This window comes from Pseudomonas sp. PS01298, assembly GCF_029959745.1.
GTDB lineage: Bacteria > Pseudomonadota > Gammaproteobacteria > Pseudomonadales > Pseudomonadaceae > Aquipseudomonas > Aquipseudomonas aylmerensis.
In genome coordinates, this window is record NZ_JASCPP010000111.1 from 1 (window position 1) to 19,033 (window position 19,033).

Consider the following 19,033-nt stretch of genomic DNA (forward strand, 5'->3'; position numbering starts at 1 on the left):
GGCTTGCTCGCGAATGCTGAGAATCAGTCGCCGGATGCGTTGAATGCCACACCGTATTCGCGAGCAAGCCCGCTCCCACCTAGAGCCCGGTTCCTACAGGGGGTTAGCCGTTGGCTGCGGTTTTCTTGTCCAGCTCGCTGATGCGCTGCTGCAACTTGGCCAGGTCGGCGTCGATGTCCGCCAGCTTCTTGGCCTTGTCAGCCGCTTCGAGGTGGTCGTCAGCGCTGATGGTGGTGCGCTGCTTGAACAGCTCCAGCTGGCGGATCGGCAACAGTTGGTCGTCGTTGGAGGCGAGGAACTTGCCCAGTTGCATGTTCTTCAGCACCGCCTTCTCTTCATCGGTGTCGCCATAGTGGGCGAAGAAATCGCGGATCTTGGTCTTCTCGCTGTCGCTCAGCGCCTTGCTCCACACCATCGGGTCGGCCGGGATCAGCGGCGACTTCCAGATCACCTTGAGCATCGCGGCCTTGTCCGGTTGGGTGACTTCCAGACGGTCCCAGCTTTCGGTGTTGAAGGTGGCGACGTCCAACTGCCCCTTGGCCACGCTCAGCGCGTTGACTTCATGGCTGGAGTTCAGCGTGCGCTTGAAGGCGGTGGCGGCGTCGACGTGGTTCTTGGCGAACACGTAGTAGCCCGGCACCAGGTAGCCCGAGGTCGAGTTCGGGTCACCGTTGCCGAAGGTCAGGTTCTTGGCGTTCTTGAGCATGTCGTCGACGTTGTTGATCGGGCTGTCCTTGCGCACGATCAGCACGCTCCAGTAACCGGCGGCGCCGTTGGCGGCGGCGGTCTGGGCGAAGATCTCGCCGTTGGAGCGGTCCACCGCTTCCATCGCGGCCTTGTTGCCGAGCCAGGCCACGTCGACCTTGTTGAACCGCATGCCCTGGATCAGGCCGGCGTAGTCGGAGGCGAAGGTGGCGTTGATGGTCAGGCCGGTCTTCTTGTGCATGTCATCCAGGAAGGGCTGCCAGATGCTCTTGAGGTTCTGCGAAGACTCGGTGGACATGATGCCGAAGTTGATGGCTTTGTCCGCCGCGTAGGCATGGCCCATCGCGGCACTCGCCAGTAACGCGGCAGACAGAAACACGTGGCCGATACGGTTCAACATGGACGGGATTCCTGTGGGTCGTGAGTAGGGTTTCAAGCGCGCGCCAGGGCCAGCCGAGGGGTCACCTCGGTGCGGCGGGTCTGGTCGGAAAACATCAGGCTGGTGTCGACGTCGGCACCGTACAAATCATTCAGGAACTGGCTGCTCATCGCGCTGCCCTGCCCGTCGAAGTGAATGCGCCCGCCTTTGAGCGCCACGGCGCGGGGGCAATAACGCATGGCGTAATCGACTTGATGCAGGGTCACGACGACGGTCTTGCCATCGCGGCGGTTGATGTCGGCGAGGATCTCCATGACCTTGCGCGCCGACTCCGGGTCGAGCGAGGCGATCGGTTCATCGGCAAGAATCACCTCGGCACGCTGGGTCAATGCCCGGGCAATCGCCACGCGCTGCTGCTGGCCGCCGGACAAGGTGGACGCGCGTTGCGCAGCCAGGTCGGCCAGGCCCACACGAGCCAGGGACTCGAGCGCAAAGGCCTTCTCCTCGGCATTGAACAACCCGAGGTTGCCGCGCCAGCGCGGCATGCGGCCCAGGCAACCGAGCAGCACGTTGTCGAGCACGCTCAGGCGATTGACCAGGTTGAACTGCTGGAAGATGTAGCCGATGTCCGCGCGCAACCGCCGTACCTTGCCGTTCAACCGTCCACTGGCCTGCACCTCCCGGCCCAGCACCTTGACGCTGCCGCCGTTACTCTTGTCGCAACAGGCCAGGCCCGCCAGGTGGCGCAACAAGGTGGACTTGCCGGAACCGGAAGCGCCAATCAGCGCGACCATCTCACCGGCGGCAATGGTGAGTTCGAGGTCGACCAGTGCGGATTTCTTCGCAAAGGTCTTGTTCAAGTGATCGACATGGATAGCGTGAGTCATGGGCTTCTCTGTCTTGTTTGAACAGCCAATGGATGGCTGCGGTTGAGTTCAAACGACAGTAGGCCTGGGCTGTGTCAGCCCTATGACTTGCACATGACTACAGGGGGTCGGTTGGATGAAGGTTTTGTGAAAGGTTGGATGCGACCCTGCGTGGTCTTATTGTGGCGAGCAGGCTTGCCCTGCGCTGGGCTGCGCAGCAGCCCCAATAAGACCACCGCGTTTATTCAGGCAGAACGCGTCGTCAGGCTTCAGGGCCGCTTCGCAGCCCAACGCAGGGCAAGCCTGCTCGCCACCCTTCTGCTTGGTCGCGGATGTGGTGCAGAGGGTTGCGATTGCGCAGTTGTTGGTAGATCAAGCGCTGAATCGGGAGTGCCCCGTGGCCTGATGGCTGAGGCGATCTATGTGGGAGCTGGCTTGCCTGCGATGGCGGTGGGTCAGTTGGCAGATTTATGCCTGACACACTGCTATCGCAGGCAAGCCTGCTCCCACATTTGTTCCGTGTGCATTAGGGGATATTGGCGTCGCGGGCGCGCAGTCGCGGGGTGACGAAATCCAGGAATGCGCGCACTTTCAGCGGCAATGGCGCCTGGCCTTTATGCACCAGGTTGATGGGCAACGCGGCCGATTCGAACGGCTGCAGCACCACCTGCAAATCACCCTTTTGCACTGCATCCGCCACTTGATACGACAGCACCCGAATCACACCAACATCCAGTGTCGCCGCCGTGATTGCCGCTTCCGCGGTGTTCACCGACAGCCGCGAACGCACCGGCACGCTCTGTTGCGCTTTACCCGCACCAAACACCCAGGCGCCCACCGAGGCCAGGACTTCGAAAGTAATGCAGTTATGGTCTGCCAGCGCCTGCGGCGTGGCCGGCAGGCCATGGGTTTGCAGGTATTCGGGACTGGCACACACCACCCGCCGCACCGTGCCGACTTGCACGGCCTTGAGCGAACTGTCCGGCAGGTCACCAATGCGCACGGCCACGTCGCACTGTTCTTCCATCAAGTGCACCACGCGGACGGTGAGCATCAGGTTGATGCTGATTTCGGGGTACTGCGCGAGAAACTCCGCCACCACCGGCACAATATGCAGGCGCCCGAACACGATGGGCGCGGTCACCACCAACTCGCCCTTGGGCACCGCATATTCACCGGTCGCCGCCCGCTCCGCTTCACCAATGTCCTCAAGAATTCGCCGGCACGCGGCCAGATAAGACGCGCCCACGTCCGTCAGCGACAACTGCCGCGTGGTGCGGTGCAGCAGCCGGGACTTCAAATGGGCTTCGAGTTCCGCGACTTTGCGGCTGACGGAGGCCAGCGGCATGTCCAACTTGCGTGCGGCCGCCGACAGGCTGCCCGCGTCGACCACTGCAACAAACACCGACATCGACTCAAGACGGTTCATGACGCCCTATCAAATTTTGGAAGGATGATTCCCGATCCTAGGGGATTATCGACATAAATGCGACTGCGTAAGGTTGCTCACTCAACCCCCTGCAACAAAAGGAAAGTGCCGTGAGCAGCCTGCCGATAACGTCCGAGAGTTCCCCGCCGCGAGGCAAGATCATCATGATGGCGGTGATCGCCGGGGCGGTGGTCACCAATATTTATTGCACGCAGCCGGTGCTGCCGTTGATTGCCTCGGACATGCGCGTCCCCGTGTCGACGGTCAACCTGGTGGCGGGCGCGGCCTTGCTGGGATTTGCCACCGGGCTGGCCCTGTTGCTGCCGATGGGCGACCGCTTCGATCGGCGCAAGTTGGTGCTGGGGCAAATCGCACTGGCGTTTTGTCTTGCCTTGGCGGCGGCCTTTGCGCCGAGTATCTGGGCGCTGATCGGTGCCTCGTTTGGACTGGGAATGGTGTGTTGCGTGCCGCAGCAACTGGTGCCGTTCGCGGCGGTGATGTCGCCGCCGAATGAGCGCGGGCGCAACGTGGGCACGGTGGTCAGCGGGATCATGCTGGGGATTTTGCTCGGGCGCACGATCAGCGGCGTGGTCGGCGAGGCCTATGGCTGGCGCGCGGTGTATGCGCTTGAGGCGGCATTCATGATCCCGGTGTGGTTTATCGCGGCCAAGCTGCTGCCGCCGGGCGTGCCGAGCAGCAATCTTTCGTACCCGCGCCTGCTGGCTTCGCTCTGGCCGCTGATGCGCGATAACAGCCCAATTCGGCAATCGATGATGGTGCAGGCGTTGTTGTGGGCGTGCTTCAACGCGTTTTGGGTGAATCTGGCGGGGTTGCTGGCCAATGGGCCGTGGCAGCTGGGCAGTGCCTGGGCCGGTGGTTTCGGGATTATCGGCGCGATGGGCGCATTCGCCGCCTCGTACGGTGGTCGGGCGGCGGACAAGGTCGGCTGTCGCAAGGTGATCGGGGCCAGCGTGGGCATTGTGACCTTGGCGTACCTGTTGCTGGCCGGGGCGCAGACGTCGCTGGTTTTGCTGGTGGTGGGCGTGATCGTGCTGGATATCGGCGTGCAGGCGGGGTTGGTGGCGAATCAGACGCGGGCGTTTGCGGTAGATCCGAAGGCGCAGGGGCGGATCAATAGTTTGTACATGACCGCGACGTTTGTGGGTGGGGCGATTGGGGCGACGGTGAGTGGATGGTTGATGGCACAGTTTGGGTGGATGGGGATTGTGGAGTTCGGGGTGGTGCTGGGCGTATTGGCCGGGTTGATTCACTGGCTCGGTGCCTTCGAGCGTTCGCTCAAACTCCAGAACGAATGAAGCTCGAATGGGGAGGTGGCTTGCCTGCGAATGCGGTAGATCAGGCACCCACTGCATCAACTGCCAGGCCGCCATCGCGGGCAAGCCCGCTCCCACAGGGGATCCGCGTATGGCTTGGACTCCTGGGTGTACGCAGATCAAATGTGGGAGCTGGCTTGCCTGCGATAGCGGTATAGCTGCAATTGATTCGGCGCCTGACACACCGCCATCGCGGGCAAGCCCGGCTTCCACAGGCGACTGCATTTCAAGTCAGGCATAAAAAAGGCGACCTTTCAAAGGTCGCCTGTTTGTCACTGCGCGTACTGCTTGCTCAATCCCGGCGGCACGCCCTGGACATTGGTTTCTTCCCACGGCCCGTTCGGGCTGATGGAGCGGCTCCAGCCGTTGCTCCAGCGGTAATACGTGCGCTGGCGGTAGAAGGTGTCGGGTTGCTCTTCCAGCACATACACCTGCATCTTACCGTCCCAGTGGCTGGCGGCACCGGGCGGTGGGGCGAAGGTTGGCGATGAGGTGGGCACGGGTTTCGGCGGCGGGGTCACCGGGCCGGATGGTTTGGTGCTCGGCTGGGTCGACGGGCCCGACGGTGGGATGGTCGGGCCGGTCGGCGCGGGAGGTGGGCGGTGGACCGCACAAGCGCTCAGGCCCAATACCAGGCTGAGCAAGGTGATGCGTGCAAATGCGGTCATAGGCGTTTCCTCGATTTACTGGTCCGGACTGTCGATGGTCAGCTGCTGCAGGGCAGTGGTGGTGCTGGCCAAGGGTTGGCTGCGGCCGATCCACTCGCCAGCGGTTGGAAGACCTGCCCGGGATATGCGCGCAACCAGTTGGACTTCGGGGAAGTTGGACAGTTTCAACTGCGGCATCATCGCGTCCGCATCGCCCAGTTCGACGGTGATCGGCAGGTCGGCGACGGTGACGCGCTTGGCAGCCAACGGCGCCGGCGGGCCACTGACGGCGCGAGCAAAAATGAACACGGTGTCGGTTGGCAGGGCTTTGGCTTTCACCTCGGCCGCCAGGTCCACGCGGACTTTCATCCCGGTTTTCTGCGCGACGGTACCGCCGCTTTCCTTGAGTTTCTCCGCTGCCCGATCAATACCGCCTTGCAACGCCGCACGGGAATTGTCTTGCGGTGGCAGTTGCGCCAACAGACGATTCCAGTAGTCGATTGCCTCTTGATAACGCTGGCCTTCAAAGGCCGCGATCCCGAGCAGGCCAAGGCTGGTGACTTCCTTCGGGTCGAGCTTCAAGGCTTCGTCCGTCAGCGCCTGGACCTTGGGCGACCACTGTTTGTTGTCGGCGAAGTACTGCGCCTGGGCCCACTGGCCGAGCAGTTCCGGCTGGCGCCCGGCCAAGGCCACGGTGCGCTCGAAGACCTTCGCGGCATCGGCGGCGCGATCCTGGGCCATGTAGGCGCGACCGAGGAAGTACAGGCCTTCCGGCGAGTCCGGCTGGGCAGCGGCGGCGCGTTCCAGGCGGCGGGTCATGTCTTCCATGGACACCGGCGGCTGGGAGAATTCGCGGGTCAGCTCGACCTTGTCGCTGGCGCCATAATGCAGGTACAGCGCAACGCCGAGGACAGGCACCAAAAATGCCGCCAACACTGGCAGTGGCTTGCCCAGGCGCGATTCACGCGGTTTTTCCACGCCTTCGGTGTCGGCCAGCAACTCGCGGGCGGCTTCGGCGCGGCCGGTGTCGAGTTGCGCGGCGTTGAGCACGCCTTCGTCCTGCTGCACCTGCAGCTCGGCGACGCGTTCCTGGTACAGCGCCACGTTCAGCGCGGTGCGATCCTCCTCACGTTGGGCGCGGCGGCCGCGCAGTACCGGAATCAACAGAAAACTCAGGGCAATCAGAAGCAGCAAGCCGGCTGCGAGCCAGAAATCAATCATCAGTCTTGGTGTCCAGCAATTGGTCGAGACGTTTACGCTCTTCAGGGGACAGCGCATCGGAGCCATCGGTCGGCGCAGCGCGGCGGCGGCGCACGATCACGGCCATCACCACCACGCCAGCCAGCAGCAGCCCGGCGGGGCCGAACCACAGCAACGCGGTCTTGCCGGTAAGGGCCGGTTTGTAGCGCACGAAATCACCGTAGCGATCGACCATGAAGTCGATGATCTGCTGGTTGTCCTTGCCCTCCCCCAGCATGCGGAAGATCTCCTTGCGCAAGTCGGCGGCGATCGGTGCGTTGGAGTCGGCGATGTCCTGGTTCTGGCACTTGGGGCAGCGCAGTTCCTTGGTCAGCTCGCGAAAACGTTCGCGATCACCGTCCTTGGCGAATTCATAAGTATCGATGGCCGCGTGGGCCACGCCGGCCAAGCCCAGCGCCAGGACGGCGGCCGCTAACAGGCGCTTCATGGCTTGGCCTCATCGACCAGCGCCTGGTACTTGGCGGCGAGTTGTTCGCGCCAGACCACCTCGTCGATCACGCCGACGTACTTGTCGCGGATCACGCCCTTGGCATCGATGAAAAAGGTTTCCGGAGCGCCGTACACGCCAAGGTTCAAACCGAGGTTGCCGTCTTCATCGCGGATATCCAGCTGGTACGGGTTGTGAAACTCCGCCAGCCACTTCAAGGCCGCCGCATTGTCGTCCTTGTAGTTGATGCCGTAGATCACCACGCCTTGCTCGGCCAGCTTGTTCAGCACCGGGTGTTCGACACGGCAGGAGATGCACCAGGTGCCCCACACGTTGACGAGCGCCGGTTTGCCCAGCAGGTCAGCCTGGGTCAGGGTCTTGTCGCCCTGCACCGTCGGCAGGCTGAAGGCCGGGAACTGTTTGCCGATCATCGCCGAGGGCAGCTCGGCCGGGTCCAGGTACAAGCCGCGATACAGGAACACGGCCACCACCAGGAAGGCCGCCAGCGGTAAAACCATCAACCAACGCTTCATGCCGCCGCTCCCTGCAGACCGAGGGCTTCACGCACCCGGCTCTTGACCTTGACCCGATAACGCCGATCCAACGCGGCCAGCAAACCACCAAAACCGGTGAGCAAACCGCCGAACCAGATCCAGCGCACAAATGGTTTCACGTGCACACGCACCGCCCAGGCGCCATCACCCAGCGGTTCACCCAACGCCACGTAGAGATCGCGGGTGAAACCGGCGTCGATGCCAGCTTCGGTCATCATCGAACTCTGCACGGTGTACAGGCGTTTTTCCGGGTGCAGCACCGCCACTTCCTTGCCGTTGCGCACGACGCGCACCGTGCCTTTGTCCGACGTGAAGTTCGGCCCTTCGAAGTGCTTGGCGCCTTCGAAGATGAAGTGGTAACCGGCGAGGTCCATGGACTCGCCCGGCGCCAGGCGCAGGTCGCGCTCGGCGCTGTTCTGGCTGGACAGCACCACGCCGAGCGCGCACACGGCGATGCCGATGTGCGCGACCTGCATGCCCCAGTAGCTGCGGGTCAATGTCGGCAAGCCTTTGATCAAGCCTTTGTGGCGGGTCTTGTCGACGATGTCACGCGCACCGGCGAGCAATACCCAGGCGGCGAGCAGGAAGGTCGCAAGTACCGCCCAGTTGAAGTCGCCGTAGGCAATACCGGCGATCACTGCCAGGGCCACACTGCCGAGCAGTACCGGCATCAGCATGCCCGCCAGCCATTTCACCGGAGTGTCTTTCCAGCGCACCAGCACGCCGACGGCCATCACCACCATCAACAGGCCCATCAACGGAATGAACAACGCGTTGAAGTACGGCGGGCCCACGGACAACTTGGCACCGCTCAACGCGTCCAGCACCAGCGGATACAAGGTGCCGAGCAGGATCATCGACGCGGCCACCACCAGTACGAGGTTATTGCCCAGCAACAGGGTTTCGCGCGACCACAGGTTGAAGCCGACCTGGCTCTTGACCACCGGGGCACGCAACGCAAACAGCGTCAGCGAGCCGCCGACCACGAACAGCAGGAAGATCAGGATGAACACGCCGCGCTCAGGGTCGGACGCAAACGCGTGCACCGACGTCAGCACGCCCGAACGCACGAGGAAAGTGCCGAGCAGGCTGAGGGAAAATGCCGCGATGGCCAGCAGCACGGTCCAGCTCTTGAACACGCCGCGTTTTTCGGTGACCGCCAGCGAGTGAATCAGCGCGGTGCCGACCAGCCATGGCATGAACGAGGCGTTTTCCACCGGGTCCCAGAACCACCAGCCGCCCCAGCCGAGTTCGTAGTAGGCCCACCATGAGCCCAAGGTGATGCCAATCCCGAGGAAGGCCCAGGCGACAATGGTCCACGGCCGCGACCAGCGCGCCCAGGCGGCATCGAGGCGCCCACCGAGCAAGGCGGCGATGGCGAACGCGAAGGCCACCGAAAACCCCACGTACCCCATGTAGAGCATCGGCGGGTGCACGATCAGGCCAATGTCCTGCAGCAGTGGGTTGAGGTCATGCCCGTCCACCGGGATCTGCGGCAGGATGCGGCTGAACGGGTTGGACGTCATGATCAGGAACAGCAGGAAGCCGATGCTGATCATGCCCATCACCGCCAGCACGCGCGCCAGCATGACTTGTGGCAGTTGGCGCGAGAACACCGACACCGCGAAGGTCCAGCCGCCGAGGATCAAAGCCCACAACAGCAACGAGCCTTCGTGGGCACCCCACACGGCGCTGAACTTGTAGTACCAAGGCAGCGCGCTGTTGGAGTTGTTCGCCACATAGGCGACGGAAAAATCGTCGGTCATGAACGCATAGGTCAGGCAACCGAACGCGAACAGCAAAAAGGCAAACTGCCCCCAGGCCGCCGGTTGCGCCAGGCTCATCCACAGGCGGTCGCCGCGCCAGGCGCCGAGCAATGGCACCACGGCCTGGACGATGGCAAAGCACAGGGCGAGGATCATCGCCAGTTGGCCCAGCTCCGGAATAAACAGTGCGGACGTCATCACTTAGCCCTCCTTGGCGGGGGTTGGCGCGGGTTGACCGCTGTCCTTGAGGGCCTTGGTGACCTCGGGCGGCATGTATTTCTCATCGTGCTTGGCCAGCACTTCATCGGCCACCACCACGCCCTCGGCGTTGAGCTTGCCCAGGGCGACGATGCCCTGGCCTTCGCGGAACAGGTCCGGGAGGATGCCACGGTAGGTGATGGTCACGGCCTTGTTGAAGTCGGTGACCACGAAGGTCACGTCGAGGGAATCTCCGGAACGCTTGAGCGAGCCCTTCTCCACCATGCCGCCGGCGCGAATGCGCGTGTCCACCGGCGCTTCGCCATTGGCGATCTGGGTCGGGGTATAGAACAGGTTGATGTTCTGCTGCAGGGCGCTCAGGGCCAGGGTCACGGCAATGCCGACGCCGGCCAGGATGGCAAGGATGATCAACAGACGCTTTCTACGCAGCGGATTCACTTTTCGGTCTCCCGGCGCAGACGACGCGCCTCTTGTTGCAGGTAACGCTTGCGGGCCAGGATCGGCGCGGCGACGTTGAGGGCCAGCACCGCCAGGCAGATGCCATAGGCCGTCCAGACATACAGGCCGTGATGGCCCATGGCGAGAAAATCACTGAACGATGCAAAGCTCATCCACGCGCTCCCAGGCTGGTTTGCACTTCGGCCTTGACCCAACTGGTGCGGGCTTCACGCTTGAGCACTTCAAGGCGCATGCGCAGCAACAGCACGGCGCCGAAGAAACAGTAGAACCCCAGCACCATCAGCAGCAGCGGCGCCCACATCTCCACCGGCATGGCCGGTTTTTCGGTGAGGGTAAAGGTGGCGCCCTGGTGCAGGGTGTTCCACCACTCCACCGAGTACTTGATGATCGGGATGTTGATCACGCCGACAATCGCCAGCACCGCGCAGGCCTTGGCGGCGCTGTCACGATTGCTGATCGCGTTGCCCAGGGCAATCAGACCGAAGTACAGGAACAGCAGGATCAACATCGACGTTAGTCGCGCATCCCACACCCACCACGAGCCCCAGGTGGGTTTGCCCCAGATCGCGCCGGTCACCAGCGCCACGGCGGTCATCCACGCGCCGATGGGCGCGGCGCATTGCAGGGCCACATCCGCAAGTTTCATCTTCCACACCAGGCCGACGACGCCGCACACGGCCAGCATCACGTAGCAGGACTGGGCGAGCATCGCGGCGGGCACGTGGATATAAATGATGCGAAAGCTGTTGCCTTGCTGGTAGTCCGGCGGCGCGAAGGCCAGGCCCCAGACCAGGCCGATGCCGATCAGCAATACGGCGAAGACGCTCAACCACGGCAGCAGCTTGCCGCTGATGCCGTAGAACCATTTGGGCGAGCCGAGCTTGTGAAACCAGGTCCAGTTCATTGCTGTTTCCATCACGGTGGCCTCCCGTCATTGCGGGAGGCTCAGGGTCTTTACTGGCCACGGTTAAAACGCTTGGCCAGACCTCATTATTCGCCGACGCTGATCTTCAGGCCAGCCGCTATAGCAAAGGGTGTCAGGGTTACCGCCAGGGCGGTCAGGCTGCCAAGCCACAGGAGGTAACCGGTCGCCGGCATGCCCATGAGCGCGGCCTGCAAGGCGCCGCTACCGAGGATCAACACCGGGATGTACAAAGGCAGAATCAACAGGGCGAGCAACAGGCCACCCCGTTTCAAACCGACGGTCAACGCTGCACCCACGGCCCCCAACAGGCTGAGTACCGGCGTGCCGAGCAACAGGCTCAGGAGCAGGATCGGCAGGCACTCGGTGGGCAACCCGAGCATCATCGCCAGCAGCGGCGAGAGCAAGACTAGCGCCAAGCCGGAAAAAGCCCAGTGTGCCAGTACCTTCGCCAGTACCAGAAGTGGCAAGGGGTGCGACGAAAGGACCCACTGTTCGAGGGAACCGTCTTCGAAATCACTGCGAAACAGCCCGTCCAGCGAGAGCAGGACCGACAATAGCGCTGCCACCCACACCAGTCCCGGGGACAAGGTTTGCAACAGTTTAGTCTCGGGGCCGACCGCCAGCGGGAACAAGGCGATCACGATGGCAAAGAACACCAACGGGTTGGCCAACTCCGCCGGGCGACGGCACAACAGCCGCGCTTCGCGGGCGACCAGCAGGGCAAACACGCTCATGCCGACCACCGGCCCAGGTCCAGGTCGCGGTAACCGGCGGGCATGCGCGTGAGGTTATGGTGGGTGGTGAGTACGACCAGGCCGCCCTGCTCGCAATGTCGCGCCAGGTGCTCTTCCAACTGGGCGACGCCTTGTTTGTCGAGGGCGGTGAAGGGTTCGTCGAGAATCCACAGCGGCGGGCCGGGCAGATACAGGCGCGCCAGGGCCACGCGGCGCTGCTGGCCGGCGGACAGGGTGTGGCAGGGAACGTCTTCAAAGCCCTTGAGGCCGACAGCGGCCAGGGCCTGCCAGATGGCGTCGCGCGCGGCCGGATGATGCAGGGCGCTGAGCCAGCTGAGGTTTTCTTCAGGCGTCAGCACATCCTTGATGCCGGCGGCGTGGCCGATCCAGACAAGGTTGCGGGCAAGCTCGGTGCGCTGTTCATTGAGGGGTTTGCCGTTGAGGCGTACAACGCCGGCCGTCGGCTGCATCAACCCGGCCAGCAGGCGCAGCAGACTGGTCTTGCCGCTGCCGTTGGGGCCGCTGATCTGCACCATGTCGCCGCCCGTCAGCCGCAGTTCGAGGTGTTCGAACAGCAGGCGCAGGTCGCGTTCACAGGCAAGCGCTACGGCTTCAAGAAGAGGGCTGGTCAAGAGATCGCGGGCCTTTACGGTTCAAGTCGGCGGTGCAGCGGCCGTTAAAGAGAAATGCACAATAACGGCTTTGGCGACCGATTTTAGAGAGCTGGATCAAATAGTTGTGAGGTTTTTACCGCTCTCTTTGCAGACGGGCGGCATTATACATGTGATGCCCTACTCTAAAGAGGGCAATTTCCCCAGAGACGACGCGCGCGATGACCGGTGAGATCAACCTTCCTACGCTAGCACCTGCTCCGGCAACCGGGCCTGCCCTGGCACCCGCGACCGGTGAGTTGCTGAAACTGCTGGAGCCGCAGATCGGCCTGATCGACCCCGGGAAAACCGCGAATGCCGAGGTCATCGCCCTGAAACAAGGCGGTGAAGCCTTTCAGCTGTTGCTCAAGCTGACCCTCGAGGGTGGCCGCCAGACCCTGGTCCAGGCGAGCAGCGCGCAGCCCTTGCCGCTGGGCAGTAACGTGGCCGTCAGCCAGACGCCCGCCGGCAACCTCACGCTCAGCCTGCAGCAGGCTTTGAGCGCGAACGTGGCCGCGCTGACGCGCATCGACACCACGCAAATGCCGGTGGGCACGCTGTTGCAAGCCAAGGTGCTGACCACCCAGATGTTGCCCCAGGGCCCCACGCAACCGGCCATCTACCGTTCGCTGGTGACCGTGCTCAATAACGCCCTGGTCGGGGCCACCCTGACCGTAGAAAGCCCGCAACCCTTGCGCGTGGGCAGCTTGCTCAGCGCCGTGGTGCAGAACGCACAGACCTTGAATTTTGTGCCGTTGAGCGGGCTCAAGGATCAATTGGCGGTGACCCAGCAACTCGCCACCCAGCAAAGTCGCCAGGGCTCGCTGGATGCGGTCTTCACTGCGCTCCAGAACCTGCCACGTGGCGACAGCACCTCCGCTGACCTACGCGCCGCAGCCGAGCGGTTACTGGCGGCCTTGCCGGACCTGGCGCAGGTCAGCAACCCCAAGGTGCTGGCCCAGGTGATTCAGAACAGCGGCGCCTTCCTCGAAGCCAAGCTGCTCGCCGGGCAAAACCCGCAGATCCCGCCGCTGGACATGAAGGGCGCCCTGCTGCGCCTGGTCGCGGACCTGCTGCCCGCCCTCCCCGCCAGCACCAATATGAATGCCATCCTCGCAGCCAATACGCTGGCCCAGGTGTTGCCGAACTTCGTGCGCAGCCCGTTGAACACCCTCGGCCAGGTCAGCGCCCGGCAGACACCCGCAGGCTTCCCGCTGCCCGAGCGGCTGATGGCCAAACTGGAAGGCGAAGGCGACCTGGAAAACCTGCTGCGCCTCGCCGCCGGGGCGATCTCGCGGTTGCAGAGCCACCAGTTGTCGAGCCTGGAACAGACCGGCACCACCGCCGATGGCCGCCTGCAAACCACCTGGCAACTGGAAATCCCGATGCGCACCTTGCAGGACATCGTGCCGCTGCAGGTCAAGTTCCAGCGCGAAGAGCCGGCGCCGGACAAGGACCAGCCCGAGCGCAAAGACAAGAAAGATCCCAAGCAGATGCTCTGGCGCGTCGAGCTGGCCTTCGATATGGAGCCACTGGGGCCGTTGCAGGTGCAGGCGCAATTGACCCAGGGCAAGCTGTCCAGCCAGTTATGGGCAACCCGGCCGTTTACCGCCAGCCTGATCGAAAGCCACTTGGGCAACCTGCGCGAGCGCCTGGTGACGTCGGGCATCAACGTCGGCGACCTCGACTGCCACCTTGGCACCCCGCCGCGCGGGCCGAAAACCGGACTGGAACAACGCTGGGTGGATGAGACCGCATGAAAAACCCGACACCACCGCGTCAGGCGATTGCCCTCAAATACGACGGCCAACAAGCCCCCACCCTGACCGCCAAGGGCGACGACGCCCTCGCCGAGGCGATCCTGAAGTTGGCGCGGGAAAACGAAGTACCGATCTATGAAAACGCCGAGCTGGTGAAGCTGCTGGCGAGGATGGAATTGGGCGACAGCATTCCCGAGGAGTTGTACCGCACCATTGCCGAAATCATCGCGTTCGCCTGGACCTTGAAGGGCAAGTTCCCCGTGGGCTATGACCCCAACGCCCAGCCGGCGGAACGCGATGTGACCGCACGCGGCGAAGACTACTAACGACTCGCTCCCCCACTCAGCTCTCTATTGTCAGTTCAGGACTTCACTCAGCGGGATGAAATTGACGCTGTCGCCCACCTCCAGCGTGGTGCCTTCCCGCACTTCCACAAAGCCTTCCGCCCATGCCGCGCTGCGCAGCACGCCGGAGCTCTGGTTGCGGTAGATGATCGCCTTGCCCTCCTCGATGCGCCCGCGCAAATACTCGCGACGGTTGCCCGGCTTGGGCCAGGTGAAGCCCACCGGCACTTCGAAACGCAGCGGTTCCACGTCTTGCACGCCCTGGCGGCGCAACAGGTAAGGCCGCGCCAACAGGGCAAAGGTCACCAGGGTCGACGCCGGGTTGCCAGGCAGGCCGATCACCGGCACGCCACGGAAGTGCCCGAAGGTCAGCGGCTTGCCCGGCTTGATCGCGAGCTTCCACAAGGCCAGCTCGCCCTCTTCGCGCAGGGCGATGCCGAGGAAGTCGGCCTCGCCCACCGATACGCCGCCGGTGGACAGGATCAGGTCAACCGCGCCCAGGCTCCCCAGGCAGGTGCGAGTCTGCTCCAGGTCATCCGGCAGGATGCCGGCATCGATCACTTCACAGCCCATGCGCTCAAGCCAACTGCACAGCACACGGCGGTTGCTGTTGTAGATCTGTCCAGGCCCCAACGGCAAACCGGGCTCGATCAGCTCATCACCGGTGGACAGCACGGCCACGCGCACGCGGCGGATCACGTCAAGACGAGCGTGCCCCAGCGAAGCGGCGAGACCCAACTCGATCGGGCCCAGGCGTGTGCCGGCGCTCAAGACCAATTCGCCGACGGTGGTTTCCTGACCTTGGGGGCGGATGTTCTGGTCAACCTGCAAGGGCTCGGTAAAGCTCACGCGCTCATCGGCGTGGACCACCGCATTTTCCTGCATCTCCACGCAGTCCGCGCCTGGCGGCACCGGTGCGCCGGTGAAGATGCGCGCGCAGGTGCCAGCGGCAAGAGGCTGCGGCGCGTTGCCGGCGAAGATGCGTTGGCTGACCACCAGCGGCTCGCCGGTCCAGTCCGCCAGGCGCAAGGCGTAGCCGTCCATGGCACTGTTGGGCCACGGCGGCAGGTCGAGGGTGGAGATCAGATCCTGCGCCAGCACGCGGCCATCGCACTCGGCAAGGAGCAACGATTCCTGCTCACGAATCGGCGCGGCGGCGGCCATGTCGAGCAATTGCTGGAGCGCGTCTTCCACCGGCATCAGGGCGCCGGTCTTGCCAGGCTTACCCACGGGATTCACAGGGTTCAGCCTGTTTGAGGTGCGGTACGAAGTTGCACGGGCGATGACGGTTATCCAGCTGTTCGGCGAGGATGCCGTCCCAACCGGTGCGCACAGCGTTGGTGGAACCCGGCAGGCAGCACACCAGCGTGCCGTTGGCCAGGCCGGCCAAGGCACGGGATTGCACGGTAGAGGTGCCGATATCGGCCACGGAAATCTGGCGGAACAATTCGCCGAAGCCGTCGACCTGCTTGTCCAAGAGGCAACTGACGGCTTCCGGGGTGCTGTCGCGGCCGGTGAAACCGGTGCCGCCGGTGATCAGCACCACTTGCACCACATCTTCGGCGATCCAGTGCGCGACCTGGGCGCGGATTTTGTACAGGTCGTCCTTGAGCAGCACGCGCTCGGCCAAGGCGTGGCCGGCGGCGGTCAGGCGGTCGACGAACACCTGGCCCGAGGTGTCGGTGTCCAGGGTGCGGGTGTCGCTGACGGTCAATACAGCGATATTCAGGGGTACGAAGGGCGCATCAGCCTTGGCTTTCATGGCTCGGTCCGGTTGTCGAAGGAACAGCCCGATGTTATATCACAGGGCCCTCTTTACCTGCCGCAGCGGAACCGCCATGTCTCTCGATTCTTCGCCCCTGCCCTGCTCGATCCTGTTACTGGCCGGTGGCCGTGGCCAACGCATGGGTGGCCAGGACAAAGGCCTGCTGGCGTGGCGCGGCGAGCCGTTGATTGCACATCTGCAACGCCTGACCCGGCCATTGACCGATGACTTGATCATCTCCTGCAACCGCAACCAGGACCGCTACGCCCCCTACGCCGACCACCTGGTGAGCGACGACAGCCCGGACTTCCCCGGCCCGCTCGCCGGCATCCGCGCAGGGCTGGCAGCCGCGCGCCATACAAACCTGTTGGTATTGCCGTGTGACGTGCCAAACCTCGACGCGCAATTACTGAGCGCCCTGCGTGACACCGCGCAACGCCATCCGCAGGTGCCCGTGATGGTGCGTCATGGCGAATTCTGGGAACCCTTGATCTGCATCATCCCCACCCTCCTGCGAAGCGAGGTAGAACAGGCGTGGCACGCCGGTGAGCGCAGCCCGCGCAAGATCTTCCTGCAACTGGGGGGCGTGGGCCTGGAATGCCCGGCGGATGATCCACGCTTGGCCAACCTGAATACGCCAGAGCTGTTGCACCCAAGGACTGACGTGTCAGAATGAACTTTCGCACAAGGAACTTTGGCGGCGTCTCACACGTCACAAGGTCAGCATTTAAAAAGTATTCTCTCGGAGACACACTCATGACTCAACGGACCATCGCCGCTCTCATGCTTGCACTGGGCCTCGCCACTCTCGCCGGTTGCGCCTCGCCAACAGTGATCACCCTGAATGACGGTCGCGAAATCCAGGCCGTCGACACCCCTAAATTCGACAAGGCTTCGGGCTTCTACGAGTTCGAGCAGTTGGACGGCAAACAGACCCGTATCAACAAGGACCAGGTCCGTACCGTTAAAGACCTGTAAGCCTCAAACGCTTGGCCACAAGGCCCGCCTCGCGCGGGCCTTGTCGTTTCCGGGGGGTTACCAGTCGAGGGTGATGCGGCTGTTGAAGTGGCGTGCTTCGCCGGTGACCGGGTCAATGAAGCGCACGCCCTGGGCCAGTAGCTTCAACGGATTGGCGTAGTCGTCCACGGCATCCTTGATCACCTCGGGGTAGAACGGGTCGTTGCAGATACTCGCGCCGAGAGCGGTCATGTGCACGCGCAACTGGTGCTTCTTGCCGGTCACCGGAAACAGACCGTAGCGCCATAGATCGGCATTTTTCTCACGCACTTCCACGGCCGTTTCAGTGTTGCTGGCGCCGGCGCCTTCCTGCATGCGAAAGAACGGTTCGCCCTCCACCAGGCGGCTTTTGTGCACCAGGGGGAACGTCAACGCGGGCAGTGCCGGGGCGATGGCCTCGTAGAATTTATCGATACGTCGCGTGGGAAAGAGCTGCTGATAAGCCGAGCGGCTGGCCGGATTGGCCGAGAACAGCACCAGCCCCGCCGTATGCCGGTCGATGCGATGCAGCGGCACCAGCGCGGGGTTGTCGAGGCGGCGAATCAAGCGGCGCAGCAGCGTTTGCTCGACGTACTCACCGGCCGGGGTCACCGGCAGGAAATGCGGTTTATCGGCGACCACCAGGTGTTCGTCGGCGTACAGGATGGTTTCCTGCACCGGGATGACCTTTTCGTTCGGCACTTCGCGAAAGTAATAGATGCACAGGCCTTCCTTGTAGGCCAGGTCCAGGCGGATCGGGCTGCCGTTGATGTCGAGCACGCGGCCACGGGCGATGCGGTCCAGCCAGTGTTCGCGGCTGATGGCCGGGAAGTGTTCGCACAGGCAATCCAGCACCGTCGCCCAGGGGCCCGGTGGCAGGTACAAGGTGCTGGCTTGATGCTGGGAGGCGGAGAAACCGGTAGAGGACATGAAATGCTCGAAGCCTGGAAAAACACGCGGGCATTATCCCGCATGCAGCGGGATTGAGCCTAGGGCGGATCTCAGGCCTTGACCAACTCGGCGCGCAGGATCGGCGAAGCACTCGCGGCCTCGGTGAACTCCTTGAGCCAGCGCAGCACGTCCACCGCTTCCCAGCGGCCCGGATCATACAGCGCGTACAGCAAGCCCTGGTAACCCACCACGTCCAGCTGCTTGTGGTAACCGGCGCGCTGGAACAAGGCCTCGATCTCGGCGAAGCAGGTATTGAAATGCACTTTGTTAAACGGCGTCTTGCCTTCCGTGACCAGGCCGTCCAGGCGCAGCTCGTTCACCGCGTTGCGCACGACGTCGGCGGACATGCGATTGACGCTGCTTTTCAGTTGTTCAACATTCACCACGGGCGTTCCCTCTATTCAATCGCTGTACAAACATACAGTAACGCAATATTTGGAAACCTGCCATCGCAGAAACCTCAACGAAGGAAGGCCACGACCTGTTGTGTGTCGAATGGCCAATCCAGTTCCGCCCCGGTGTCGACCCGGCGAAGCACCGGAATTCGCAGGCCGTAGGCCTCGGTCAGGTCGACGGGGTCGGTGATATCCACCAACTCCACCAGCAGCCCGTGTTCGACGAGCGGCATGATTTCGGCTTCGGCGAACTCACACAGGTGGCAACCCAGGGTGCCGAACAATTGGCATTCAGGCAGCATGACGAATAGACCCTGTCAGAAGTAGGTGATCATTCTAAGCGCACCCAATACCTGTGGCGAGCGGGCTTGCCCCGCGTTGGGCTGCGCAGCGGCCCCAGTAAGGCCTCCACGCTCATCCAGACACAAATGGGGCGATACGTTTCGGGGCCGCTGCGCGCCCCAACGC

At 63.3% G+C, this 19,033-nt stretch carries 23 protein-coding genes; 5 read left to right on the plus strand and 18 right to left on the minus strand.

Annotated features, from left to right (window positions below):
- Positions 1–103 precede the first annotated feature (103 nt).
- The 3 genes from phnD to QMX97_RS26745 all read right to left on the minus strand — a co-directional run bounded on the left by phnD (position 104) and on the right by QMX97_RS26745 (position 3,379).
- Positions 104–1,105 carry a phosphonate ABC transporter substrate-binding protein gene (gene phnD, locus QMX97_RS26735; RefSeq protein WP_282397895.1) on the minus strand — a complete coding sequence of 334 codons (1,002 nt, stop codon included), beginning with the start codon at positions 1,103–1,105 and terminating at the stop codon, positions 104–106.
- A gap of 32 nt (positions 1,106–1,137) precedes the next feature.
- Positions 1,138–1,971 carry a phosphonate ABC transporter ATP-binding protein gene (gene phnC, locus QMX97_RS26740; RefSeq protein WP_065901634.1) on the minus strand — a complete coding sequence of 278 codons (834 nt, stop codon included), beginning with the start codon at positions 1,969–1,971 and terminating at the stop codon, positions 1,138–1,140.
- 505 nt (positions 1,972–2,476) lie between these two features.
- The gene (locus QMX97_RS26745; protein ID WP_282397896.1) at positions 2,477–3,379 is read right to left on the minus strand and encodes a LysR family transcriptional regulator; all 903 of its coding nucleotides are present in this window, start codon (positions 3,377–3,379) and stop codon (positions 2,477–2,479) included.
- A gap of 110 nt (positions 3,380–3,489) precedes the next feature.
- Here QMX97_RS26745 and QMX97_RS26750 point away from each other — a divergent pair, with 110 nt between their 5' ends.
- Positions 3,490–4,695, plus strand: coding sequence for an MFS transporter (locus tag QMX97_RS26750; protein ID WP_282397897.1), 1,206 nt, complete (start codon positions 3,490–3,492; stop codon positions 4,693–4,695).
- Between the two features lie 290 nt (positions 4,696–4,985).
- Here the strand turns inward: QMX97_RS26750 and QMX97_RS26755 are convergent, their stop codons facing one another.
- The 10 genes from QMX97_RS26755 to ccmA form a co-directional block, all read right to left on the minus strand.
- On the minus strand, positions 4,986–5,381 hold the full coding sequence (locus tag QMX97_RS26755) for a hypothetical protein (RefSeq protein WP_065901637.1): 396 nt from the start codon (positions 5,379–5,381) through the stop codon (positions 4,986–4,988).
- 15 nt (positions 5,382–5,396) lie between these two features.
- A complete protein-coding gene (gene ccmI / locus QMX97_RS26760; protein WP_282397898.1) occupies positions 5,397–6,581 on the minus strand; it encodes a c-type cytochrome biogenesis protein CcmI in 1,185 nt (394 codons plus the stop codon).
- Complete coding sequence (locus QMX97_RS26765; protein ID WP_065901641.1) at positions 6,574–7,047, minus strand: cytochrome c-type biogenesis protein; 474 nt, start codon at positions 7,045–7,047, stop codon at positions 6,574–6,576. The genes ccmI and QMX97_RS26765 overlap by 8 nt, the downstream gene beginning before the upstream one ends.
- A complete protein-coding gene (locus tag QMX97_RS26770; protein ID WP_017477483.1) occupies positions 7,044–7,580 on the minus strand; it encodes a DsbE family thiol:disulfide interchange protein in 537 nt (178 codons plus the stop codon). Before QMX97_RS26770 ends, QMX97_RS26765 begins: the two co-directional genes overlap by 4 nt.
- Complete coding sequence (locus QMX97_RS26775; protein WP_065901642.1) at positions 7,577–9,565, minus strand: heme lyase CcmF/NrfE family subunit; 1,989 nt, start codon at positions 9,563–9,565, stop codon at positions 7,577–7,579. The genes QMX97_RS26770 and QMX97_RS26775 overlap by 4 nt, the downstream gene beginning before the upstream one ends.
- A 3-nt stretch (positions 9,566–9,568) precedes the next feature.
- Positions 9,569–10,024, minus strand: a complete 456-nt coding sequence (gene ccmE / locus QMX97_RS26780; protein WP_065901643.1) for a cytochrome c maturation protein CcmE — start codon at positions 10,022–10,024, stop codon at positions 9,569–9,571.
- Positions 10,021–10,197, minus strand: a complete 177-nt coding sequence (gene ccmD, locus QMX97_RS26785) for a heme exporter protein CcmD (RefSeq protein ID WP_003172771.1) — start codon at positions 10,195–10,197, stop codon at positions 10,021–10,023. The genes ccmE and ccmD overlap by 4 nt, the downstream gene beginning before the upstream one ends.
- Complete coding sequence (locus QMX97_RS26790) at positions 10,194–10,949, minus strand: heme ABC transporter permease (protein ID WP_106804719.1); 756 nt, start codon at positions 10,947–10,949, stop codon at positions 10,194–10,196. Before QMX97_RS26790 ends, ccmD begins: the two co-directional genes overlap by 4 nt.
- Positions 10,950–11,035: 86 nt before the next feature.
- The gene (gene ccmB / locus QMX97_RS26795; protein WP_017734375.1) at positions 11,036–11,704 is read right to left on the minus strand and encodes a heme exporter protein CcmB; all 669 of its coding nucleotides are present in this window, start codon (positions 11,702–11,704) and stop codon (positions 11,036–11,038) included.
- Positions 11,701–12,336 (minus strand): cytochrome c biogenesis heme-transporting ATPase CcmA, encoded by a 636-nt coding sequence (gene ccmA / locus QMX97_RS26800; RefSeq protein ID WP_065901648.1) that lies wholly within the window; start codon positions 12,334–12,336, stop codon positions 11,701–11,703. Before ccmA ends, ccmB begins: the two co-directional genes overlap by 4 nt.
- Positions 12,337–12,536: 200 nt before the next feature.
- On the opposite strand from ccmA, the gene QMX97_RS26805 reads away from it, so the two are divergent.
- Together QMX97_RS26805 and QMX97_RS26810 are read left to right on the plus strand one after the other, a co-directional pair.
- Positions 12,537–14,114, plus strand: coding sequence for a flagellar hook-length control protein FliK (locus QMX97_RS26805; protein WP_106804721.1), 1,578 nt, complete (start codon positions 12,537–12,539; stop codon positions 14,112–14,114).
- Positions 14,111–14,440 (plus strand): EscU/YscU/HrcU family type III secretion system export apparatus switch protein, encoded by a 330-nt coding sequence (locus QMX97_RS26810; RefSeq protein WP_106804722.1) that lies wholly within the window; start codon positions 14,111–14,113, stop codon positions 14,438–14,440. The genes QMX97_RS26805 and QMX97_RS26810 overlap by 4 nt, the downstream gene beginning before the upstream one ends.
- Before the next feature lie 30 nt (positions 14,441–14,470).
- Here QMX97_RS26810 and glp read toward each other — a convergent pair whose 3' ends face one another.
- Complete coding sequence (glp, locus tag QMX97_RS26815; RefSeq protein WP_282397899.1) at positions 14,471–15,697, minus strand: gephyrin-like molybdotransferase Glp; 1,227 nt, start codon at positions 15,695–15,697, stop codon at positions 14,471–14,473.
- On the minus strand, positions 15,681–16,220 hold the full coding sequence (moaB, locus tag QMX97_RS26820) for a molybdenum cofactor biosynthesis protein B (protein ID WP_065901653.1): 540 nt from the start codon (positions 16,218–16,220) through the stop codon (positions 15,681–15,683). Before moaB ends, glp begins: the two co-directional genes overlap by 17 nt.
- Before the next feature lie 76 nt (positions 16,221–16,296).
- Here moaB and mobA point away from each other — a divergent pair, with 76 nt between their 5' ends.
- Both mobA and QMX97_RS26830 read left to right on the plus strand, forming a co-directional pair.
- The gene (gene mobA / locus QMX97_RS26825) at positions 16,297–16,899 is read left to right on the plus strand and encodes a molybdenum cofactor guanylyltransferase MobA (RefSeq protein WP_282397900.1); all 603 of its coding nucleotides are present in this window, start codon (positions 16,297–16,299) and stop codon (positions 16,897–16,899) included.
- An 80-nt stretch (positions 16,900–16,979) separates the two neighbouring features.
- Positions 16,980–17,201 (plus strand): YgdI/YgdR family lipoprotein, encoded by a 222-nt coding sequence (locus tag QMX97_RS26830; RefSeq protein ID WP_065901933.1) that lies wholly within the window; start codon positions 16,980–16,982, stop codon positions 17,199–17,201.
- 57 nt (positions 17,202–17,258) lie between these two features.
- Here the strand turns inward: QMX97_RS26830 and QMX97_RS26835 are convergent, their stop codons facing one another.
- From QMX97_RS26835 to QMX97_RS26845, 3 genes are all read right to left on the minus strand, one after another.
- Positions 17,259–18,149 (minus strand): pseudouridine synthase, encoded by an 891-nt coding sequence (locus tag QMX97_RS26835; RefSeq protein ID WP_106804725.1) that lies wholly within the window; start codon positions 18,147–18,149, stop codon positions 17,259–17,261.
- A 71-nt stretch (positions 18,150–18,220) separates the two neighbouring features.
- Entirely contained in the window at positions 18,221–18,556 is a 336-nt protein-coding gene (locus tag QMX97_RS26840) for a transcriptional regulator (protein ID WP_065901657.1), read from the minus strand.
- 74 nt (positions 18,557–18,630) lie between these two features.
- Positions 18,631–18,867, minus strand: a complete 237-nt coding sequence (locus QMX97_RS26845) for a glutaredoxin family protein (protein WP_065901659.1) — start codon at positions 18,865–18,867, stop codon at positions 18,631–18,633.
- Positions 18,868–19,033: the final 166 nt, after the last annotated feature.

What these genes read in the sequence shown, in the direction of transcription:
- phnD (WP_282397895.1), bottom strand. Translation starts at nt 1,105, where the DNA reads ATGTTGAACCGTATCGGCCACGTGTTTCTGTCTGCCGCGTTACTGGCG.
- phnC (WP_065901634.1), bottom strand. Translation starts at nt 1,971, where the DNA reads ATGACTCACGCTATCCATGTCGATCACTTGAACAAGACCTTTGCGAAG.
- QMX97_RS26745 (WP_282397896.1), bottom strand. Translation starts at nt 3,379, where the DNA reads ATGAACCGTCTTGAGTCGATGTCGGTGTTTGTTGCAGTGGTCGACGCG.
- QMX97_RS26755 (WP_065901637.1), bottom strand. Translation starts at nt 5,381, where the DNA reads ATGACCGCATTTGCACGCATCACCTTGCTCAGCCTGGTATTGGGCCTG.
- ccmI (WP_282397898.1), bottom strand. Translation starts at nt 6,581, where the DNA reads ATGATTGATTTCTGGCTCGCAGCCGGCTTGCTGCTTCTGATTGCCCTG.
- QMX97_RS26765 (WP_065901641.1), bottom strand. Translation starts at nt 7,047, where the DNA reads ATGAAGCGCCTGTTAGCGGCCGCCGTCCTGGCGCTGGGCTTGGCCGGC.
- QMX97_RS26770 (WP_017477483.1), bottom strand. Translation starts at nt 7,580, where the DNA reads ATGAAGCGTTGGTTGATGGTTTTACCGCTGGCGGCCTTCCTGGTGGTG.
- QMX97_RS26775 (WP_065901642.1), bottom strand. Translation starts at nt 9,565, where the DNA reads ATGACGTCCGCACTGTTTATTCCGGAGCTGGGCCAACTGGCGATGATC.
- ccmD (WP_003172771.1), bottom strand. Translation starts at nt 10,197, where the DNA reads ATGAGCTTTGCATCGTTCAGTGATTTTCTCGCCATGGGCCATCACGGC.
- QMX97_RS26790 (WP_106804719.1), bottom strand. Translation starts at nt 10,949, where the DNA reads ATGAACTGGACCTGGTTTCACAAGCTCGGCTCGCCCAAATGGTTCTAC.
- ccmB (WP_017734375.1), bottom strand. Translation starts at nt 11,704, where the DNA reads ATGAGCGTGTTTGCCCTGCTGGTCGCCCGCGAAGCGCGGCTGTTGTGC.
- QMX97_RS26805 (WP_106804721.1), top strand. Translation starts at nt 12,537, where the DNA reads ATGACCGGTGAGATCAACCTTCCTACGCTAGCACCTGCTCCGGCAACC.
- QMX97_RS26810 (WP_106804722.1), top strand. Translation starts at nt 14,111, where the DNA reads ATGAAAAACCCGACACCACCGCGTCAGGCGATTGCCCTCAAATACGAC.
- moaB (WP_065901653.1), bottom strand. Translation starts at nt 16,220, where the DNA reads ATGAAAGCCAAGGCTGATGCGCCCTTCGTACCCCTGAATATCGCTGTA.
- mobA (WP_282397900.1), top strand. Translation starts at nt 16,297, where the DNA reads ATGTCTCTCGATTCTTCGCCCCTGCCCTGCTCGATCCTGTTACTGGCC.
- QMX97_RS26830 (WP_065901933.1), top strand. Translation starts at nt 16,980, where the DNA reads ATGACTCAACGGACCATCGCCGCTCTCATGCTTGCACTGGGCCTCGCC.
- QMX97_RS26835 (WP_106804725.1), bottom strand. Translation starts at nt 18,149, where the DNA reads ATGTCCTCTACCGGTTTCTCCGCCTCCCAGCATCAAGCCAGCACCTTG.
- QMX97_RS26845 (WP_065901659.1), bottom strand. Translation starts at nt 18,867, where the DNA reads ATGCTGCCTGAATGCCAATTGTTCGGCACCCTGGGTTGCCACCTGTGT.